Origin of the sequence: Priestia sp. TGN 0903, from assembly GCF_050846855.1 — a bacterium.
Lineage (GTDB): Bacteria > Bacillota > Bacilli > Bacillales > Bacillaceae_H > Priestia > Priestia zanthoxyli.
Window position 1 is genome coordinate 485,002 of the sequence record NZ_JBOZGL010000002.1, and the last position, 16,176, is coordinate 501,177.

The 16,176-nt window shown below is 39.7% G+C and carries 20 protein-coding genes, 2 pseudogenes and 1 riboswitch; of the genes and pseudogenes, 12 read left to right on the forward strand and 10 right to left on the reverse strand.

The window, feature by feature from the left end; genetic code table 11:
- Window positions 1–273 precede the first annotated feature (273 nt).
- Both ACRPLY_RS08875 and ACRPLY_RS08880 read left to right on the forward strand, forming a co-directional pair.
- Window positions 274–1,752, forward strand: a complete 1,479-nt coding sequence (locus tag ACRPLY_RS08875) for a glycoside hydrolase family 32 protein (protein ID WP_154992279.1) — start codon at window positions 274–276, stop codon at window positions 1,750–1,752.
- Between the two features lie 132 nt (window positions 1,753–1,884).
- A pseudogene (locus ACRPLY_RS08880) lies at window positions 1,885–2,076 on the forward strand (hypothetical protein).
- A 40-nt stretch (window positions 2,077–2,116) separates the two neighbouring features.
- Here ACRPLY_RS08880 and ACRPLY_RS08885 read toward each other — a convergent pair.
- The 3 genes from ACRPLY_RS08885 to ACRPLY_RS08895 all read right to left on the reverse strand — a co-directional run bounded on the left by ACRPLY_RS08885 (window position 2,117) and on the right by ACRPLY_RS08895 (window position 4,576).
- On the reverse strand, window positions 2,117–2,398 hold the full coding sequence (locus ACRPLY_RS08885; RefSeq protein WP_028414975.1) for a hypothetical protein: 282 nt from the start codon (window positions 2,396–2,398) through the stop codon (window positions 2,117–2,119).
- A 199-nt stretch (window positions 2,399–2,597) separates the two neighbouring features.
- Complete coding sequence (locus tag ACRPLY_RS08890) at window positions 2,598–3,842, reverse strand: MFS transporter (RefSeq protein WP_432231744.1); 1,245 nt, start codon at window positions 3,840–3,842, stop codon at window positions 2,598–2,600.
- Entirely contained in the window at window positions 3,839–4,576 is a 738-nt protein-coding gene (locus ACRPLY_RS08895; protein ID WP_432231745.1) for a MerR family transcriptional regulator, read from the reverse strand. Before ACRPLY_RS08895 ends, ACRPLY_RS08890 begins: the two co-directional genes overlap by 4 nt.
- 83 nt (window positions 4,577–4,659) lie before the next feature.
- Here ACRPLY_RS08895 and ACRPLY_RS08900 point away from each other — a divergent pair, with 83 nt between their 5' ends.
- On the forward strand, window positions 4,660–5,340 hold the full coding sequence (locus ACRPLY_RS08900; protein ID WP_432231746.1) for a CPBP family intramembrane glutamic endopeptidase: 681 nt from the start codon (window positions 4,660–4,662) through the stop codon (window positions 5,338–5,340).
- Window positions 5,341–5,567: 227 nt separating this feature from the next.
- A pseudogene (locus tag ACRPLY_RS08905) lies at window positions 5,568–6,530 on the forward strand (aldo/keto reductase).
- 36 nt (window positions 6,531–6,566) lie between these two features.
- On the opposite strand, the gene ACRPLY_RS08910 reads toward ACRPLY_RS08905, so the two are convergent.
- Entirely contained in the window at window positions 6,567–6,953 is a 387-nt protein-coding gene (locus ACRPLY_RS08910) for a MerR family transcriptional regulator (RefSeq protein WP_432231747.1), read from the reverse strand.
- A 187-nt stretch (window positions 6,954–7,140) separates the two neighbouring features.
- On the opposite strand from ACRPLY_RS08910, the gene ACRPLY_RS08915 reads away from it, so the two are divergent.
- Both ACRPLY_RS08915 and ACRPLY_RS08920 read left to right on the forward strand, forming a co-directional pair.
- Window positions 7,141–7,311: a hypothetical protein gene (locus ACRPLY_RS08915; RefSeq protein ID WP_432231748.1), complete on the forward strand. Its 171-nt coding sequence runs from the start codon at window positions 7,141–7,143 to the stop codon at window positions 7,309–7,311.
- 62 nt (window positions 7,312–7,373) lie between these two features.
- Complete coding sequence (locus ACRPLY_RS08920) at window positions 7,374–7,532, forward strand: hypothetical protein (RefSeq protein WP_432231749.1); 159 nt, start codon at window positions 7,374–7,376, stop codon at window positions 7,530–7,532.
- An 18-nt stretch (window positions 7,533–7,550) separates the two neighbouring features.
- Here ACRPLY_RS08920 and ACRPLY_RS08925 read toward each other — a convergent pair whose 3' ends face one another.
- Complete coding sequence (locus tag ACRPLY_RS08925; protein WP_048407606.1) at window positions 7,551–7,745, reverse strand: hypothetical protein; 195 nt, start codon at window positions 7,743–7,745, stop codon at window positions 7,551–7,553.
- 226 nt (window positions 7,746–7,971) lie between these two features.
- On the opposite strand from ACRPLY_RS08925, the gene ACRPLY_RS08930 reads away from it, so the two are divergent.
- The 4 genes from ACRPLY_RS08930 to ACRPLY_RS08945 all read left to right on the forward strand — a co-directional run bounded on the left by ACRPLY_RS08930 (window position 7,972) and on the right by ACRPLY_RS08945 (window position 9,712).
- On the forward strand, window positions 7,972–8,493 hold the full coding sequence (locus tag ACRPLY_RS08930; RefSeq protein WP_432231750.1) for a hypothetical protein: 522 nt from the start codon (window positions 7,972–7,974) through the stop codon (window positions 8,491–8,493).
- Window positions 8,494–8,557: 64 nt separating this feature from the next.
- Complete coding sequence (locus ACRPLY_RS08935; RefSeq protein ID WP_154973229.1) at window positions 8,558–9,076, forward strand: GNAT family N-acetyltransferase; 519 nt, start codon at window positions 8,558–8,560, stop codon at window positions 9,074–9,076.
- Between the two features lie 2 nt (window positions 9,077–9,078).
- Window positions 9,079–9,561: a DinB family protein gene (locus ACRPLY_RS08940; protein WP_432231751.1), complete on the forward strand. Its 483-nt coding sequence runs from the start codon at window positions 9,079–9,081 to the stop codon at window positions 9,559–9,561.
- Entirely contained in the window at window positions 9,545–9,712 is a 168-nt protein-coding gene (locus tag ACRPLY_RS08945; protein ID WP_167387332.1) for a hypothetical protein, read from the forward strand. The genes ACRPLY_RS08940 and ACRPLY_RS08945 overlap by 17 nt, the downstream gene beginning before the upstream one ends.
- 11 nt (window positions 9,713–9,723) lie before the next feature.
- On the opposite strand, the gene ACRPLY_RS08950 is transcribed toward ACRPLY_RS08945, so the two are convergent.
- Together ACRPLY_RS08950 and ACRPLY_RS08955 are read right to left on the reverse strand one after the other, a co-directional pair.
- Window positions 9,724–10,365 (reverse strand): pyridoxamine 5'-phosphate oxidase family protein, encoded by a 642-nt coding sequence (locus tag ACRPLY_RS08950; protein ID WP_028414967.1) that lies wholly within the window; start codon window positions 10,363–10,365, stop codon window positions 9,724–9,726.
- A gap of 123 nt (window positions 10,366–10,488) precedes the next feature.
- Window positions 10,489–10,734, reverse strand: a complete 246-nt coding sequence (locus ACRPLY_RS08955; RefSeq protein WP_014458723.1) for a hypothetical protein — start codon at window positions 10,732–10,734, stop codon at window positions 10,489–10,491.
- A gap of 286 nt (window positions 10,735–11,020) precedes the next feature.
- Between ACRPLY_RS08955 and ACRPLY_RS08960 the strand changes: the two genes are divergently transcribed.
- The gene (locus ACRPLY_RS08960) at window positions 11,021–12,031 is read left to right on the forward strand and encodes an aldo/keto reductase (RefSeq protein ID WP_028414966.1); all 1,011 of its coding nucleotides are present in this window, start codon (window positions 11,021–11,023) and stop codon (window positions 12,029–12,031) included.
- Between the two features lie 485 nt (window positions 12,032–12,516).
- Window positions 12,517–12,620, forward strand: a riboswitch (purine riboswitch).
- A 156-nt stretch (window positions 12,621–12,776) separates the two neighbouring features.
- Window positions 12,777–13,655 carry a 5'-methylthioadenosine/S-adenosylhomocysteine nucleosidase gene (locus tag ACRPLY_RS08965; RefSeq protein WP_098626193.1) on the forward strand — a complete coding sequence of 293 codons (879 nt, stop codon included), beginning with the start codon at window positions 12,777–12,779 and terminating at the stop codon, window positions 13,653–13,655.
- 139 nt (window positions 13,656–13,794) lie between these two features.
- Here the strand turns inward: ACRPLY_RS08965 and ACRPLY_RS08970 are convergent, their stop codons facing one another.
- The 3 genes from ACRPLY_RS08970 to ACRPLY_RS08980 form a co-directional block, all read right to left on the reverse strand.
- Complete coding sequence (locus ACRPLY_RS08970) at window positions 13,795–14,529, reverse strand: class I SAM-dependent DNA methyltransferase (RefSeq protein WP_432231752.1); 735 nt, start codon at window positions 14,527–14,529, stop codon at window positions 13,795–13,797.
- A 250-nt stretch (window positions 14,530–14,779) separates the two neighbouring features.
- A complete protein-coding gene (locus ACRPLY_RS08975) occupies window positions 14,780–15,505 on the reverse strand; it encodes an AbrB/MazE/SpoVT family DNA-binding domain-containing protein (RefSeq protein WP_221817758.1) in 726 nt (241 codons plus the stop codon).
- Window positions 15,506–15,986: 481 nt separating this feature from the next.
- On the reverse strand, window positions 15,987–16,142 hold the full coding sequence (locus tag ACRPLY_RS08980; RefSeq protein ID WP_014458731.1) for a hypothetical protein: 156 nt from the start codon (window positions 16,140–16,142) through the stop codon (window positions 15,987–15,989).
- Between the last annotated feature and the right edge of the window lie 34 nt (window positions 16,143–16,176).

The following is a 16,176-nucleotide window of genomic DNA, read 5'->3' on the forward strand; positions in this document are numbered from 1 at the left end:
ACTTCCTGCAAAACGCAAATGATTCGCTAAAAAACTCTGCAAGTGCCGTCGGACGCTCGTACAGGCTGGTGAAATTTGATTGTATATAGTATTCAACCACCTGACAGAAAAACCTTCTTTTCTGCTATAAAAACAGAAAAAAACTTATCTATAAAATCCGACACAAGAAAACGACAACATTCGTTCTTTGGTAGCATTTTCACTTGAAATTTTATATCATAGAGTGCAAGGAGAATACGTTCTCTTTTTTTAGATGCTGGAGGGATTGAAGAAATGGCTGAATCGAAGTACAGAACGATTTTAGAAGCAAAATCTGGAGAGTTAGAAGCATTAAAAGACAAAGCAATCAAAGACAGCTGGCAGCCGATTTATCATATTCATCCACAGTACGGACTGATGAATGATCCAAACGGATTGATTCAATTAAACGGTGAATATCACGTGTTTTATCAGTGGTATCCGTACGGTGCGATGCATGGAATGAAGCACTGGGCTCATGTGAAATCTACGGATTTAGTAACGTGGGAACGCCTTCCGGTTGCCCTAACACCAACGGAAGAATATGAATCGCACGGCGCATACTCAGGCGGCGCTATCAAAAAAGATGGTCAAGGGCTGCTGTTTTATACGGGGAATGTAAAATACGAAGACGGCTCACGCTCAGCTAATCAATGTATCGCGATGCTAAAAAGGGATGGAAGTGTAGAAAAATACACGCACAATCCAGCGGTACGAGGCGTTCCTGATGGGTATACAGGACATGTGCGCGATCCGAAAGTATGGAAAGAAAATGATACATATTATATGCTGCTGGGCGCTCAGCGTGAAAACGAAACGGGCGCATTAATTGTGTATGAATCAAGCGATGCGCTTCAGTGGTCATTTAAAGGCGAAGTTCAAACATCGCTTCCTGACTTTGGCTATATGTGGGAGTGCCCGGATTACTTTAAACTGGACGGAAAAGATGTGTTTGTCTTTTCACCGCAGGGAATTAAAGCGGACAGCCACGATTTTCATAATATTTATAATGTGATTTACGCGGTGGGAACCTTTGATGTGGAAAGTTTAACGTTTGAAATGGAGTATTACCGTGAAATTGATAAAGGATTTGACTTTTATGCACCGCAAACGTTTCAAGATGAAAGCGGACGTCGCTTGCTATTTGCATGGATTGGAAACCCGGACGTTGACTATCCATCAGACGAATACGGATGGGCCCATGCATTAACGCTTCCTCGTGAGCTTTCCCTTGAAGGTAATGAACTTGTTCAAAAGCCTGTAGAAGAGTTAAATAAGCTTCGAGATCAAGCGGTTCATTTTAGAGGAACGCTAAAAAATGAAGAAGTGATTATTGATGAAGCAACAAACAATGCCTATGAAATCAATATGACGTTCCGCGAGATAGGGGCCAAACAGTTTGGTTTAGAGCTGTTTAATAGTAAAGAAGAAGAGCTTCGCCTTGTGTTTGATACAGAAAAGCAAGAAGTGAGACTCGACCGCTCTTCATTCCACCATCAATATGCAACGGAATACGGTGTCGTTCGCTCTGAAAAATGGACGGCGTCAAATGAAGTCGATGTTCGCGTATTTGTCGACAAAAGCATTGTCGAAATTTATATAAACGGCGGTAAAATTGTCTTCACTTCCCGCGTATTCCCGAAAAAAGATTCTAAATCAGCTGTAAATGTATTTGCAGAGGGATCTGTGGACTACCGTATTGATTATTACGGTATGTCGCGCGGCATTTCGTAAATGAGAAAAGAAGCTTTGACAAAAGTACTTTAGCGCAAGTGAAAAACGAACCACTAATTAACATGTTTGATTAGTGGTTCGTTTTTTTTACGATGGTGAATATAGTTTTATCTGTTTCGTTCCTTCTAGCAGTTGATTGGAGGGCAAGGCGAAGACTCCTGCGGAACAAGCGGAACAAGCGGAACAAGCGGAAGAGGTGAGACCCCGCAGGAGCCAAGCGACGAGGAGGCTCAGCAGCCGCCCGCGGAAAGCGAAGCCTTGTACGGAAATCAACTGCGGTGTAACAAGCGGTTCAGCTCATGTATCTCATTTATTCGTCTTTAGGTTAGCTTCATTTCGTTATGTTTTAACCTTTTTTTGAGCTCTATAAAAATAAAATACAAATACAAGAAGCAACTAAATGAGGAACAGCTGCAATAATAAAACGTTTCATCCATTCTGTATCCTCTCGCTGCCGGACCGGGGTAAAGTAAGGTCCTCTTGTTTCAAATCGAAATGTATCCAGTAAGGTTACGAGTGCAATTGCCGTAAGTAATATGCCAAGAGGGCCTGAAATATAGTAAATATACTGCCAGTTGCCTGCTGTAATAGAAATGATAATCACAATAATTAAAGATATAATGCCAGATATTAATCCCGTTTTCAAACTAAAAATCTCCTTACATCCAGTTTTTGCTTATCTATTTTACCATAACCGAATGAAGGTTTGTATATACGGCTCCGGACTGATATTTACTTTTTGGCTGTTCTTCTATGTAAGTATCTTCTCGTATAAAAAGAGTTTCCTAGCAAAAGCAGTGTCCCTAAAATCCAGCCGGCTGCAGGGGAATAAGGAAAGATATTTTTTATGCGTCAATCTGAACGTTTCTTTCCGGTTTATCACGCAGCGGCATCACCATACTCACAAATCCAACGACTACTACGATGATTGCCGCCGTTAAAAAAGTCGTCTGAGCACCTGCAAGCTTTACGACCATGCCTCCAAGAACAGGAGCAGTAAGTAAAACGGCGCTCGTTAAGGTGTTAATGAATCCGTACACTTTCCCTAGGTGCTCTTTGTCACTGTACTTTTGAACGATATAGTTAAACAGCAGCAAATTAAGTCCAACTCCGGCGCCACCGATAGGTGCAGCAATCAAAATAAAATAGCGTGACATAACGGCTGGGTTAAAGCAGCTAATGAAAAATAAAGCCCCTCCAAATAGAAGCAGTCCAAGTGATAAAAGCCTAAATGGATGATGAACGTGTTTTTTTCGATTAAGATACACTCCTGTTGCTAGCGCTCCTATCCCAATTCCAGAAAGCAGCCAGCCGAGCATTTCCGGGTTATGAGGGAGCACATCTCGAAGAAAGATGCTAATTTGAGCGTCAACAAGCATGACGACAAAGTATGAAACGTGAAACAAAACAACGACACGTAAAAGAATTGGGTGCTGAAAAACGAGTTTCCAGCCGTTTGAGTACGCTTCTTTCGCTTGATGGGAAGAACGAGCAGCTTGCCCTTGAATATTTTTACCTGCTTTTTTAAGTGAAAACAGCACGCCGATAGAAATCATACAAGCTGCGGCGTTAACTAAAATACATGCTTTAGGTGTTGTAAACGTCAGCGCGGCGGCTCCGAGAAACGGTCCCACAACTTTGGCAATTTGAAACATAATGTTTTGTAAAGCAGAGGCCTGCAGCAGCTGATCTTCTTTGACCACTTCTCGAACGTAAGCGAGCTGTGCGGGCACTTTCATAACAGAACTCATAGAGCGCAGCGTCAGCACCCCTAGTGCCAAAAGCGGTTCATTTGTGAAAAATAACAGACATGTAAACAGAAGACGGACTAGTTCAGACAGAAACATCAGCTGTACTTTATTGTAGCGGTCTGCTAAATTTCCAGCTGCTTGACTTAGCAGGATGCTAGGCAAAGCGTACGCGACAGGAATAAGCGTAATCCAGAGGGAATTTGCGTGCCACACGTATGTAAAAAGCGTCATCACCGCAAACATATCAAATAAATCTCCGAAGCTTGCCGCAGTACTTGAAATAAATAATTTTTTATAAGAAGAATTAGCAAACAGCTTTTCTTTTTTCAATACTTTCATTCCTTTATGTGTTGTTCGTAAAAAATAATCGCATCTTCAATAAATTGAAGGACTTCGCTGTCAATAGGATAGAGATTAAGTGAACTGGATGCCTCAGGAGATTTGCGAATATCCCAAAAGGCTTTCTCTAAATCGGTATGAGGGCCAAATAGCTCACTTGATAAAAGCAGTATATCCGCCGCAATCAGCTGGCCATCTTCAGACTGTGGTGAACGCTGATGCTTTAAACACAGCTGAATTCGTTTAATGATACTGATCCATTTATCAGCACTCTCATTCTCCAGTTTAGGCATATCACGCTGCAGAATCTCACTTTCTTCTATTGAAAGTAGATCAGTCCAGCTGCTTTGTGTAGTAGGCTGATTGTGAACTAAAGGAAGGAGCTGCTTCCAGTTTAGTTCACCTTCTATTTTTATACTGTTGCGAAGAGTGTGGGTATGTTCTAAAGCTCGATGAATTTCTGAAGCTTTTTGCTGAAGTTTTTGCTGATGAATCGCTAAAAGTTCATCAATACTTACTTGATGAAGAATAAGTTCAATATCTCGCAAAGGAACGGCTAAGTTTTTTAACAGGGTAATTTTCTCTAGTGTGACTAAGTCCGTTTCTGAGTAGGAGCGTTTTCCATTTTCGGCTTTTGACGATGGATGAAGCAATCCGATTTGATCGTAGTAACGAAGCGTACGCACCGTGAGCCCTAATTTTTTAGCGGCTTGCCCCGTAGAAAAATAAATCATGTTTAATCCCTCCAAAAAAATGCTTGCAGGTAACGTTACGTCACCTTTTACACTGAATATAGGTAAAAGGGAGGCGAAGTAAATTGAAACAACAAAATCAAGGATTATGGACAATAAAATCATTTGTAATTATGCTAGTCGTTACGTTTATTGGTGTTCCTGTTTTCATTGAAGGAGCATTGCAGCACGTTTTACAGTCGCTATTTAAAAGTGAGCTCTATGCTGGAACAGCTACTGGATTTGTTATGGCAACTGTGTTTTTATCAGCTCTGTATTGGCTGATGGTGCAGGATGGTGATAGAAAAATTGGTTTTCAATCGTTTTCAAAACGTCACTGGCCGCTCATTCTTTTTTGGCTTTTTGTGCTGATCTTAGGAAGTGTGGCAATTGTTGTACTCATGGAATGGTTTGGTATGACGTATGAAAATAAAAAAACAGCCAGTTTACAGCATGACCTGTCGCTGTTTTCATTTATACTTGCTTTTGTTTCAGCCGCTGTGATCTCACCTTTTTATGAAGAGATTATTTACCGAGGTTTTTTTTATACGTGGCTGAAACGTAAAGGAGGGATTGTATTTGGATTGGCGGGAAGTTCGTTTATCTTTATGCTGGTGCATATTCCAACGTACAATACCTTGCCCGTTAACTTTTTTTCAGGTCTCGTATTCGCTTGGGTGTACGAAAAAACAAAGTCGTTGCTTCCTAGTATAATCATTCACGCTTGTTTTAATGGAATTGCCGTGATTTTAACGGCGGCAGCTTAATGTAGTTTCGATAATGGGTAAGCTATGATTTATCTTACCATATTATGTCTAATGAAGAAGCGAATTGTAAAAAAATAAGCGGGAAATGAACCAAAAAACTGCTAGAAGCACTGCCTGTTCCTAACAGTTTTTTGTATATGCACGCACGCTCAAGGCTTGTCTTAAAGTGCACATTAAGGTGTATGATAATAGTGACTATAAACAGAAATAAAAAGGAGAGGGTATCGATGCAATATCGAAAGCTTGGAACAACAGGTCTGGAAGTATCAAATTTATGTCTAGGTACCATGGCGTTTGGACGATGGATTGACGAAAAAGCGTCGGCAGCTATTTTACATAGCGCCATTGAAAACGGAATTAACTTCATTGACACAGCCAACTATTACGGAAAAGGGCAGGATGAAGAGTTTAGATAAGGCACAGGGGAATCTGAAGAAATTATTGGACGCGCGTTAAAAGGAAAACGAGATGATGTTGTGCTTGCAACAAAAGTCGGCATTGCCGTAGGAAAAGGCAAAAATGATAAAGGTCTTTCACGCACACATATTATGAGAGAAGTTGATAATCAGCTGCGACGACTGCAGACGGACTACATCGATCTTTATCAAGTTCATCTTTTTGATCACCATACACCTATGGAAGAAACGCTTCGCACGCTAGATGATTTAGTTCGTCAAGGCAAAGTTCGTTATATTGGCTGCTCCAATTATGCCGCGTGGCAAATCGCAAAGTCTCATCATATTAGTGACAACATGAATCTTGAAAAATTTATTTCCGTTCAGCCTCAGTACAATCTTCTCTCTCGTGAAATTGAACAAGAGCTGCTGCCGTTTAGTCAATCCGAAGGTGTAGGCGTTATGGTATACAGTCCGTTAGCGCGCGGCATGCTTTCAGGCAAATATAAAACACCAAATGACGTGCCGCCAGAAAGCCGTGCTGCACATGGTGAAAAGCTGCTGCGAAACTACTTTACTGACCGAAACTTTCAGCTGGTGGAGCAGTATCGCAAGTTAGCAGAACAACATGAAGTAAGCTTGTCTCAGTTTGCTCTTTCATGGGTGCTAAATCAGCCCGCTGTGACATCAAGCATTATCGGAGCTAGTAAATTGCACCACGTAACAGATGCAGTTGAAATCAGCGATTGGACATGGTCAGAAGAACTGCTAAACACCGTAAATTCACTGTATTAATAAAAAGTCCGCAGGTGCACCTGCGGACTTTTGTGTTTATATTTTAATTTCTTTTTGCTCTAACCTTGCTTCTAGTGAGTCGTACAAAGCTAACTTGTAGTTAATTTGCTCGAGGTATTTAAAAGTTTTGGCCATTTCTTCTTCTACCGCTTCTTTGTGCTGAAGCATCATGTTTTTTCGTTCTTTAATCGTGCTTTCTCCTTGTTTATAGAGCTCTACATAGCGCTTTATTTCTGCAAGCGGCATGCCAGTTGAGCGCAGAGCTAAGATAAAACGGATCCACTCAATATTCGTATCGTTATAGAGGCGCTTTTCATTCTCATCACGTTCTACAAAAGGAAGGATTCCTTCTTTTTCATAATAGCGCAAAGTCGGTGCGGAAAGCCCGGTTTTTTCATTCATTTCTTTCATGCTATAAGACAAGATTGTTCACTCCCACTTATGAATCGTAAAGCTTACTTTAAGGTATATGATAATCGATAGTTGAACGTTTTATCAAATTCTTTTTCGGTTATTTTTTAAAAAAATGGAACTTTTATACATTTCGTCCGTAATAACAAGTAGACAATAAGAAACTTACTGTAAAAGGTTAAGTAAAGGGGATAGAGTAATGAAAAAAATAAAATGGATTAGTTTTATACTGCTGCTGATTTCAAGCGGAGTGTTTTTTATCAATCATCAGTACGCCATTTTACTAGCGGCTTGGACCACTTACGGAATGGCTTTATCAGTCCTGGTTTATTTCTTTTCATACGGCATGAGTGATTCAAATCAAGAATAAAAACCGTATGCGCGTTTCTTATTGTCTTCAAAATAAAAGCAAAAAATGAAAGGGTGGAAGAAATGGGAGAACTTTTTTGGATGATTTTTTTCGGAGCGTGTATTTGGGTTCCACTAATTTGGAATAAAATTACGATTGGCAAGCGCATCGCTTACGAAGAAAAGAAAGCAGGACGTGATTTAACAGGGGAAATCAATCCGTTTACTGGAGGAAGAATGTAAATAGAGATTAAGACATCTCTAAATTACTCCCATTGAAAGACGAACAAATAGGATAAATGAGCTCATATGAATTGTTTGTGACACCGCTGTTAATTTCCGTGCAAGGCTTCGCTTTCCGCGGGCGGCCGGTGAGCCTCCTCGTCGCTTACGCTTCTGCGGGGTCTCACCTGTTCCGCTTTTCCCGCAGGAGTCTTCGCCTTGCCCTCCAATCAACAGCTAGAAGCAGCTACCTACATAAAACTTACATTCAGCCTATCCATAAAAAATCCGAACGAATTTAATTCTCTACCAAGAATCTCAATGCATCGTTCAAATTTCCCTACCACTAATAAAATACGTTTGTCTCAGCCTCTTCATTAGTAAAGAAAACAATAGTTTAATTTTGTTATTAATTGTATAATTAACCATATTTACTTTAAATAGAAAGGTTGATGAAAAAGTGTCAACATTCTTTTTGGCCGGCATGGTACTTGTGCTGGTGATGATTATTTTTTCGCGTACGCTGTGGGTTCCCAGCGGAGTGGTAGAACGTCTCAGCAAGAAAAAGTGGTTTCAAAACCACTGGCTGAGCGGAGGCTATTTATTTGGCATTAATGCTTTATATTTTGGCACTACGATATTTTTACTCTATCTTCTTATGTTTACAGATATCCCTTATTTACATCTTGTTCTTATGTTTTTAGCGACGATTGTAAGTATTCTCACGTGGAGCGCTTTTAGTACAGCGTGGACAGGGTCATTTAAAAACCGTCTTAAAATGGCTTTAACAGGAAGCAGCTTTTACTTGATCGTAGCATTGATTATGGTGATCCAGTGGCTAAGCGTTAAGCCTCTGTATCCCAATGAAGATACGTTTATGCGAGCTTTAGGGTGGATGCTTGGCTTTTTCGTTTCAGCCGTCGCTTTTAGTATATGTTTTATCTTCACTGCTTTTCTTGGAAAACGTTCAGCACGTGTGTAAGGATATCATCCGTTTATTAACGTTCTTTTCTAGTTAACTACTATTGACGAAAGCAGGGGTAAACGTGATTCGAGAAATTTCAGCTTCCGATGCAGCCGCTTTTTTAGCGTTAAATAAAGAGCTTGATCGAGAAACAGCCTATATGCTGTACGAGGAAAATGAGCGTGCGACTACGCTTGAACAGCAGAAAAAAATGATTACAACTTTTTTAAAGATGCCGAACTCGACCATTTTAGTGGCGGAACAAGACGGCCAGCTTGTCGGACATTTATCTGTGATTGGCGGAAGCGTTAACCGAAAAAAACACAGCGCATACTTAGCTGTTGGCGTGCTTCAATCTTATGGAAACCGGGGCATCGGCACTTCGTTGTTTAAGGAATTGGAGAGATGGGCAGCGCAGAGCGGCATTAAACGAGTGGAGCTAACGGTTATGACCCACAATGAACCGGCCATTTCGCTGTATAAAAAGATGGGTTTTGAAATAGAAGGGAAAAAAGTATGTTCGCTCGTTGTAGATGAAAAATCAGTCGATGAATATTATATGGGAAAGGTTTTTGAAAAAACGTGCTTAAAGGAGAAATGAACATGGAAACGACGATTGCTCAGTTAGATGAATGGGTGATAAAGCTCCCTAAAAAGCTTGAAGTATTCTCTGAAGCAGCGGCGTCAAACCGTCCTGCTCCTAAGAAATGGTCACCTAAAGAAATTGTGGGGCACTTATGTGACTCAGCCATTCACAATTTGCAGCGCTTTATCAATGTGCAGCATGAAAAAAATCCTTGTGTACTGACGCCTTACAAACAAGATGAATGGGTAGAACTGCAGCACTATCAAGATACGTCCATGAAAGAAGTAGTTGCTCTATGGAGCAGCTTAAATAAGCAAATTGCTTCCGTTCTTTTGCATATACCAATAGAAAAGCATACGTATCAATTCGAACTAGGAGATGGAAAGTTCGTTTCGCTTGAATGGTTGGCTAAAGATTATATCGCTCATTTGGAGCATCATATCAAGCAAATCGACGCTCAAATGCCGCTAGGAGGCAAAGAGGATGAAAAAAGAACATAAAAAAGAAGAATCTCAGGTGAAAGTCGATTTGAGAGCAGGCCGCGCCTATGGTGACCATGAATACATAGGAGCTTCGAAAAAGGGCGTGCTTCTTGCTTTGTTACCCGTTCTGATCATTGCTGGAGGTATATTTTTTTTGATGGTAAAATGATAAAAGCCGCATTATAGCGGCTTTTTTTCATAAAGGTGCTGGGTTTTGCTTCCTTCGGGATTGTTGAGGCTTTCTAGGGTGGAAAAGCCTGCGTGTTCTGCGACTATTTTAGCTGCAGAAGGAAGCGTTTCGACTCTTTCCCAAGATTCTGGGTTCCACAGTTTTGATCGCTTGAACGCTTTGCTGCAGTGGAGAAAGCACTCTTGTACTTCGACGCCGATAGCGAGCAGCGGAGGTTTATTTTGAACCGCCATTGTTTCAAGCAGCGCTTTTTCTTTTACAATGCAAGCTTTGCCGTTAATACGCAGCGTTTCTTCTATGCCTGGAATTAAAAAAAGTAGCCCTATTTGAGGATTAGATAAAATATTTTCCAATGAATCTACTTTTTGATTGCCGCGCCTCTCTGGAATCAACAGCCTTTTCTCATCGACGACTTGTACAAAACCAGGGTGATCACCCCGCGGAGAGCTGTCGCAAATTCCTTTATAATCAGCTGTAGCAATGATAACAAAAGGGGAATGTTTAATAAATTCCCGGCAGTGTCGATCTAAATAAGGAATTATTTTTTGATGCGCCAATTTGTTAGGCGTGCCGACTATACGGCGAAGCTCTTCTTTCGTTTTTACTTGTTCTTTAAAGTGACTGTTTTTCATTCCTCTTTTCACTCCTACTGTATGCGTATACTGAAAATACCATTTTTATATATGAAATACTATATTTTTATATTAAAAAACAGAAAAATCAGTATATTTAAATGAAGTAGAAGTGTTATAACGCTAGCTTCGGTCTTTTTTTAAATTTTTGATTGCGTTATCAAATATGTCATTAACCGTTCTCATATGTTCGCTGACAAGATGATTCGAGTCTTTTTCTCGCTGGCGCATGTCTTTTAACAAATCATCCATATCATCTAGCAAACTTTGAAAATACTCATCTTTTTGTTCTTCTTTCATTGTGGAATCGTCCATTTCATCGAGCTTATCGAGCTTATCTTCAATTTTTTTGAAGTATTCATCTCTCAAGAGTCTCACCTCATTTATAAAGTAGCTTTCTGCTTATTGTATGCAAAATGTTTGTTTGCATGAGTAAGAAGTAGAAAGGGTATAAAGAAAAAAGAGTCTAAAAAGCTCATTTGCATCTTAGTAGGTTACTTTTTAGTTCCCATATTACTTTAAAGTGCGTACTTTTTTTTCGTGTTTCCATGCTTCATAATAAATTTTGTCAGGGAATAATAAGACATTTAATAAATTGATTATACGAATCAAATTCTAAAATAGAGGTATAAAAATTTCAGGAGGTTTTATTCATATGAGAGAGATACTGCAAGGAAAACTAGGTTTTGGAACAGCACCACTAGGCAATATGTATCGCAATATTCCAGAAGAAGAGGCCATCGCAACGGTTGATGCTGCTTGGGAAAGCGGCATCCGCTACTTTGACGCAGCCCCTCTTTACGGAGCTGGCTTAGCAGAAATGCGCCTTGGTGAAGCACTATCAAAAAGAAACCGCGATGAGTATGTGCTAAGTACAAAGGTAGGTCGCGTCATTTCAGATGAATTGGAAGATACATCTTCACGTGATATGGGAGAAAAAGGCGGGCTTTTTGAATTCGGCCGTAAAAATAAAATTATTAATGACTATAGCGCTGATGCAACTCTTCGTTCAATTGAACAAAGCTTAAACCGTTTAAAAACAGATCGCTTAGACTTTGTGTATATTCATGATGTTGCGCAAGATTTTTATGGAGATGAGTGGGTAGGACAATTTGAATCTGCTCGAACGGGCGCATTTCGTGTGCTTACACGTTTGCGCGAAGAAGGAGTTATAAAAGGATGGGGACTTGGAGTAAACCGAGTGGAACCAATCGAAATTATGCTGGAGCTAGAAGAAGCAAAGCCTGATGTATCGCTGCTCGCTGGCCGATACACGCTGTTAGATCATGAACGTGCGCTGCAGCGAGTGATGCCCGAAGCTGTAAAGCATAATATGGACATCGTTGTCGGCGGACCATACAGCTCAGGCGTTCTTGCTGGAGGTACACACTTTGAATATCAAAAAGCGTCTTCAGACATTATGGCAAAAGTAGAAAAAATCAAAGCCATTGCAGATCGTCATCAGATCAGCATTAAGGCTGCTGCTGTACAGTTCTCGCTTGCTAATCCAGCGGTTGCTGCCGTTATTCCTGGCGCCAGTCGTCCAGAGCGTATTGCAGAAGACAAAGCGGCATTAAACACGGTAATTCCGGCAGCCTTCTGGGAAGAAATGCGTGAACAGCAGCTTGTAGCGTCTCATGCACCGCTGCCAATAAACGTTAAATGAAGGTAGAACGGTAAATAGTAAGTAGAAAAAGAGGCTGGAACAAAAGTATTTTAGACGAAGTGAAAAACGAACCATTGATCAAAATTTTTGATTAGTGGTTCGTTTTTTTATTAGGGTGAACGTAGGTTTCACCTGTTTAGATCTTTCTAGCAGGTGATTGGAGGGCAAGACGAAGACTCCTGCGGGAAAAGCGTAACAGGTGAGACCCCGCAGGAACGCAAGTGACGAGGATTCTCATCGACCGCCCGCGGAAAGCGAAGTCTTGCACGGAAATAAACTGCGGTGTCACAAGCGGTTCAGCTCATGTATGCCATTTGTGCGTCTTTAAATTGGATTCATCTCGTTATGTCTCAGCCTCTTTTTTTGTTTTGAGATAGGGGTTTGTCATATATTTATTAAGAAATGGTTAAATACGAACGATTTATATGAATAATATTAAAATATTCGCTTTTTATATTGAATAACCATTTTGTATTTGATACATTTAGAAAGTGAAAAATATTGCTCGTATATGCTTGGAAATATGGTCTAAGTGTCTCTACCTGGTTCCCATTCAAAGAACTGGACTACGAGTTAAAGTATAAAAATGTTCGGTTTACCCAGACAGAAGCTGTATTCCGTACTTAATTTCTTATACTTTGACTCTAAAAAACGTAGACCATGAAACATGCTCTAGGTTTTTTTCTTTTGTCCAATCATCGAGTGTATGAAACAGCAAAACGAAATGGAGTGAAAGTAACGATCTATGAAAAACAAGATGTTAAAAACAGGGGCTTTATTTACTATTGGTATGGTTTTACTGCTATCTATACTTGCCGGGTGTAATTCAGCTTCAAAAAAAGAAGCCGGAGATAAACAGAAGCAGAAGCCTATTATTGTGCAAGGGCCGATGCCGATAGAAGCGCAGAAATTCGCTAAAAAATTAGAAAATGTAAAAGAAGAAAAGTCAGGGAATTTTGTTTTTTACAAAGGAACTGTCGACAATTATCCGGTCATTGTGGTTAAAACGGGAAAAGGAATGGAAAACACGGCAGCTGCTACAGCGATAGCTATAGAAAAATACCATCCTAAAGCAATTATCAACCAAGGAACATCGGGCGGGCATGATGAAAACCTGAACGTGTTTGATATTGTATTAGGAAAGCGAACAACGAATATAGGCTCTTTAAAAACAGAAGATAAAAAAGAAGGCGAAGGAATGGATCCTACTGCTTGGAAGCCGATGGATTTAATGGCTTCTGAAGGAAGCGCTGGAGAAGATCCTGATGCTGAAAAAGCTCGTTATTATGAAGGAGATAAGAAGTTACTTGCGGCTGCAAATGCAGTAAAAGATACATATAAAAAAGGTAAAGTGGTTGAAGGAACGATAGGATCAGCAGACACGTGGAATAACGAAGTGGATCGAATTAAGTGGTTCCATACTAAATATGGGACGTCTGTAGAAGAAATGGAAGGCGCAGCGGCAGCACAAATTGCGGGAAGCTATGACGTTCCATTCTTAGGTATCAGAGTGTTATCTAACAACAAAGTAAACAATGGAAAATATAATCCAAATACAGCAGCCGCTTGCCAAGACTATGTTTATGAAGTAATTAAACATTATATCAGCACAAACGCTAAGTAAATCTTTATTTAAAAAAGCACCAGACCCTTTGTTTCCTTAACAAAGGGTCTGGTGCTTTTTTGGTCAAATAATTGAAAACGACTACGCATGGATTCTACCTATAGAAAGACTAGTTAAGATCTTTTTTAGCATTTTTAGTTTATCTATTTTTCACACCGCTCATTAGTAAAAACAAAGGAATACGCATTCGACGCTCGTAAGTTTCAGCGCTGTCGAAATGTTCTTTTTGAGGACATGCTTCTGTTAAATTTGTAACGGTGAATCCGCTTTGCTGCATCAAAGAAAAGTACTCTTCAAGGGTGCGATGATACTTTTGAACGTATCCACCCATCCAGTGCTGCTGACGGAATCCCGTGAAGAAGTAGTTATCCACCGTCCAGTTTGTGCGTAGAGCGGAAGGCTGAAGAGTAGAAGTAATGACTGGATGTTCAACGGAAAAAACAAATCTTCCTTCAGGTTTGAGTGCTTGATTCACTTTAATGAAAATGGAAGCTAAGTCTTCGATATAGTGAAGAGACAGTCTTGCGGTAACTAAATCGTATTTGTCACGCGGTGGAGTATAGTGCTCCATCGATTCGTGAATCACTCCTGCATTTGGATAGGTTGAAAGCTGTTTGTGAGCTGCGTTTATCATATTGATAGAGCCGTCTACTCCGGTATAAGAAAAACAGCCTTGTGCAAGAAGCTCTGCGCCAAATCCAGCGTTTCCACACCCTAAGTCTAAAACGTTTGCATTTGTAACATCACCTAGAAGCTGCAGAATGGACGGTTTTTCAATCGTATCGTTGGCATTTTCTTTTTGCTGCCTGCGTTTTGTATAAGCCAAAAACGTCTCGTCATTATCGTAAAATTCAGCTCCTGTTGAGATCTTCAACTAAATCAGCCTCCTCTATGCAAAGTATCTTATTATAATCATATATTCAAATTATTTACAATGATTTAAATAGATATGGAAATGGTGTTTTATTTTGGAGATAGTGCTATCATGTGGAGTAACCGGCTTGTACACGTTTATGGAAGATAAGTCTAAAAGCTAAGAGTTGAGTATAGAAAAGGCCAGTCTATGCGTAACTCTTAGCTTTTGCTTTGAAGTCGTAAGGAACCATTTGTTTTTGGCGTCGGTCTTATTTGGGTAACTTTTCAACAATTGCTGCGTCTATTTGCTGAGATAATGCGCTGCTAATCTCTTTTTCATGCTCTACTTTTTCTAAAATGAGCTGCTTATTACCTGTCTTGATTTTTAACATCGTACCTGAGTGGATGGAGAAATCATCTCGCAGCTTTTTAGGAATGGTAAGTCGAAAACGTTCATCAATTTTTCGAGATTGAGCCGTAAATATTAAAGTCGTTTTTTCACCGAAATTCATTTCGTATTTTTGAATCACAATGTTATTTTTTTGGTTAATAAAAAATTGAACCTCCATGTTTGCATCCAATTCGACTGACGTTAAAAGTTCAGAAGTGAGCTGAATCTGCCGTCCGGTTAATGTTGCATAATAAGGAGGAGGCGCCCCAGGTTTTTGTGAAAGCGTTATCGTTTTTTCGTCTCTTTTTTTCATAACAATTTGCTGTTCTACTACGTATAGTTCTACATAATCAAAGGGCGTAAGTTCATAGTCATCTCGCAGGGATCTTGGAATGACTATTCTACCCATATGGTCAATTGTTCGAATGAAGATATGAGAAGGAACGGGGACATTTTCATCATGATGATCAATAATAATCCAATCATCACAGCTCCGTAAAAGAACTTTGTCGTTCGTCTCGAGTTTCGTTAGTTGCATAAACAAAGAAGGAAGGGATACTCTTCCCATTTCGTCAATTATACACTCTTCTTTTTTTGTACGCATCTTGCTACTTAATCCTTTCTAAAAACATTTTAGATGGGGTATGTTACTTAAATTACACAGCATTTATTTCTTTGTCAAATGAAGCAAATGAGTATTTATTCATCCTACAGATTGAGAAATACAGGAAGTTTGACCTCATTCAGTAGATGCACAGCTTTCCAGTGTAAATGGTAATCATCTGAAGAAAATAAGTTAATCTATAATTGAAAAAGCATAGAATAAAAGCGTTATTCTTTCTTTTGGTTTTATTGCAAGAAGAGAAAGAAAAAAAGGCTTAAAAAGGGCCAATACCCTATTTCTAAAGAGTAGATGTAGGTTTTTAATCAAAAAATGCCGCGGAACTCAGTCTGAATGATGAATAGATTTATGCATATTAAGCCTAGAAAAAAATTTCATGCAGTGCTTTTTTTACTTGTTTCGGAGAGCAGTTATAGTTGAAGAATAAAGAAAAAAGCTCAATGTAATGAGCTTTGAGCTAATTTTATCGTTTTTCAACCAGCAGTAAGATGAAGGTAGCAAGCGGTCCTAAAGCAAGAGATAATAAGAACCAGTTCAGACCGGTTCGATTTTTACCTTGCGCTAATCCGGCATTAATTAGAGCCAGCGTTCCCCATCCTACAACGTATTGATTATCCATATGACACCCCGCTAATATTATTTCTTTATATGAT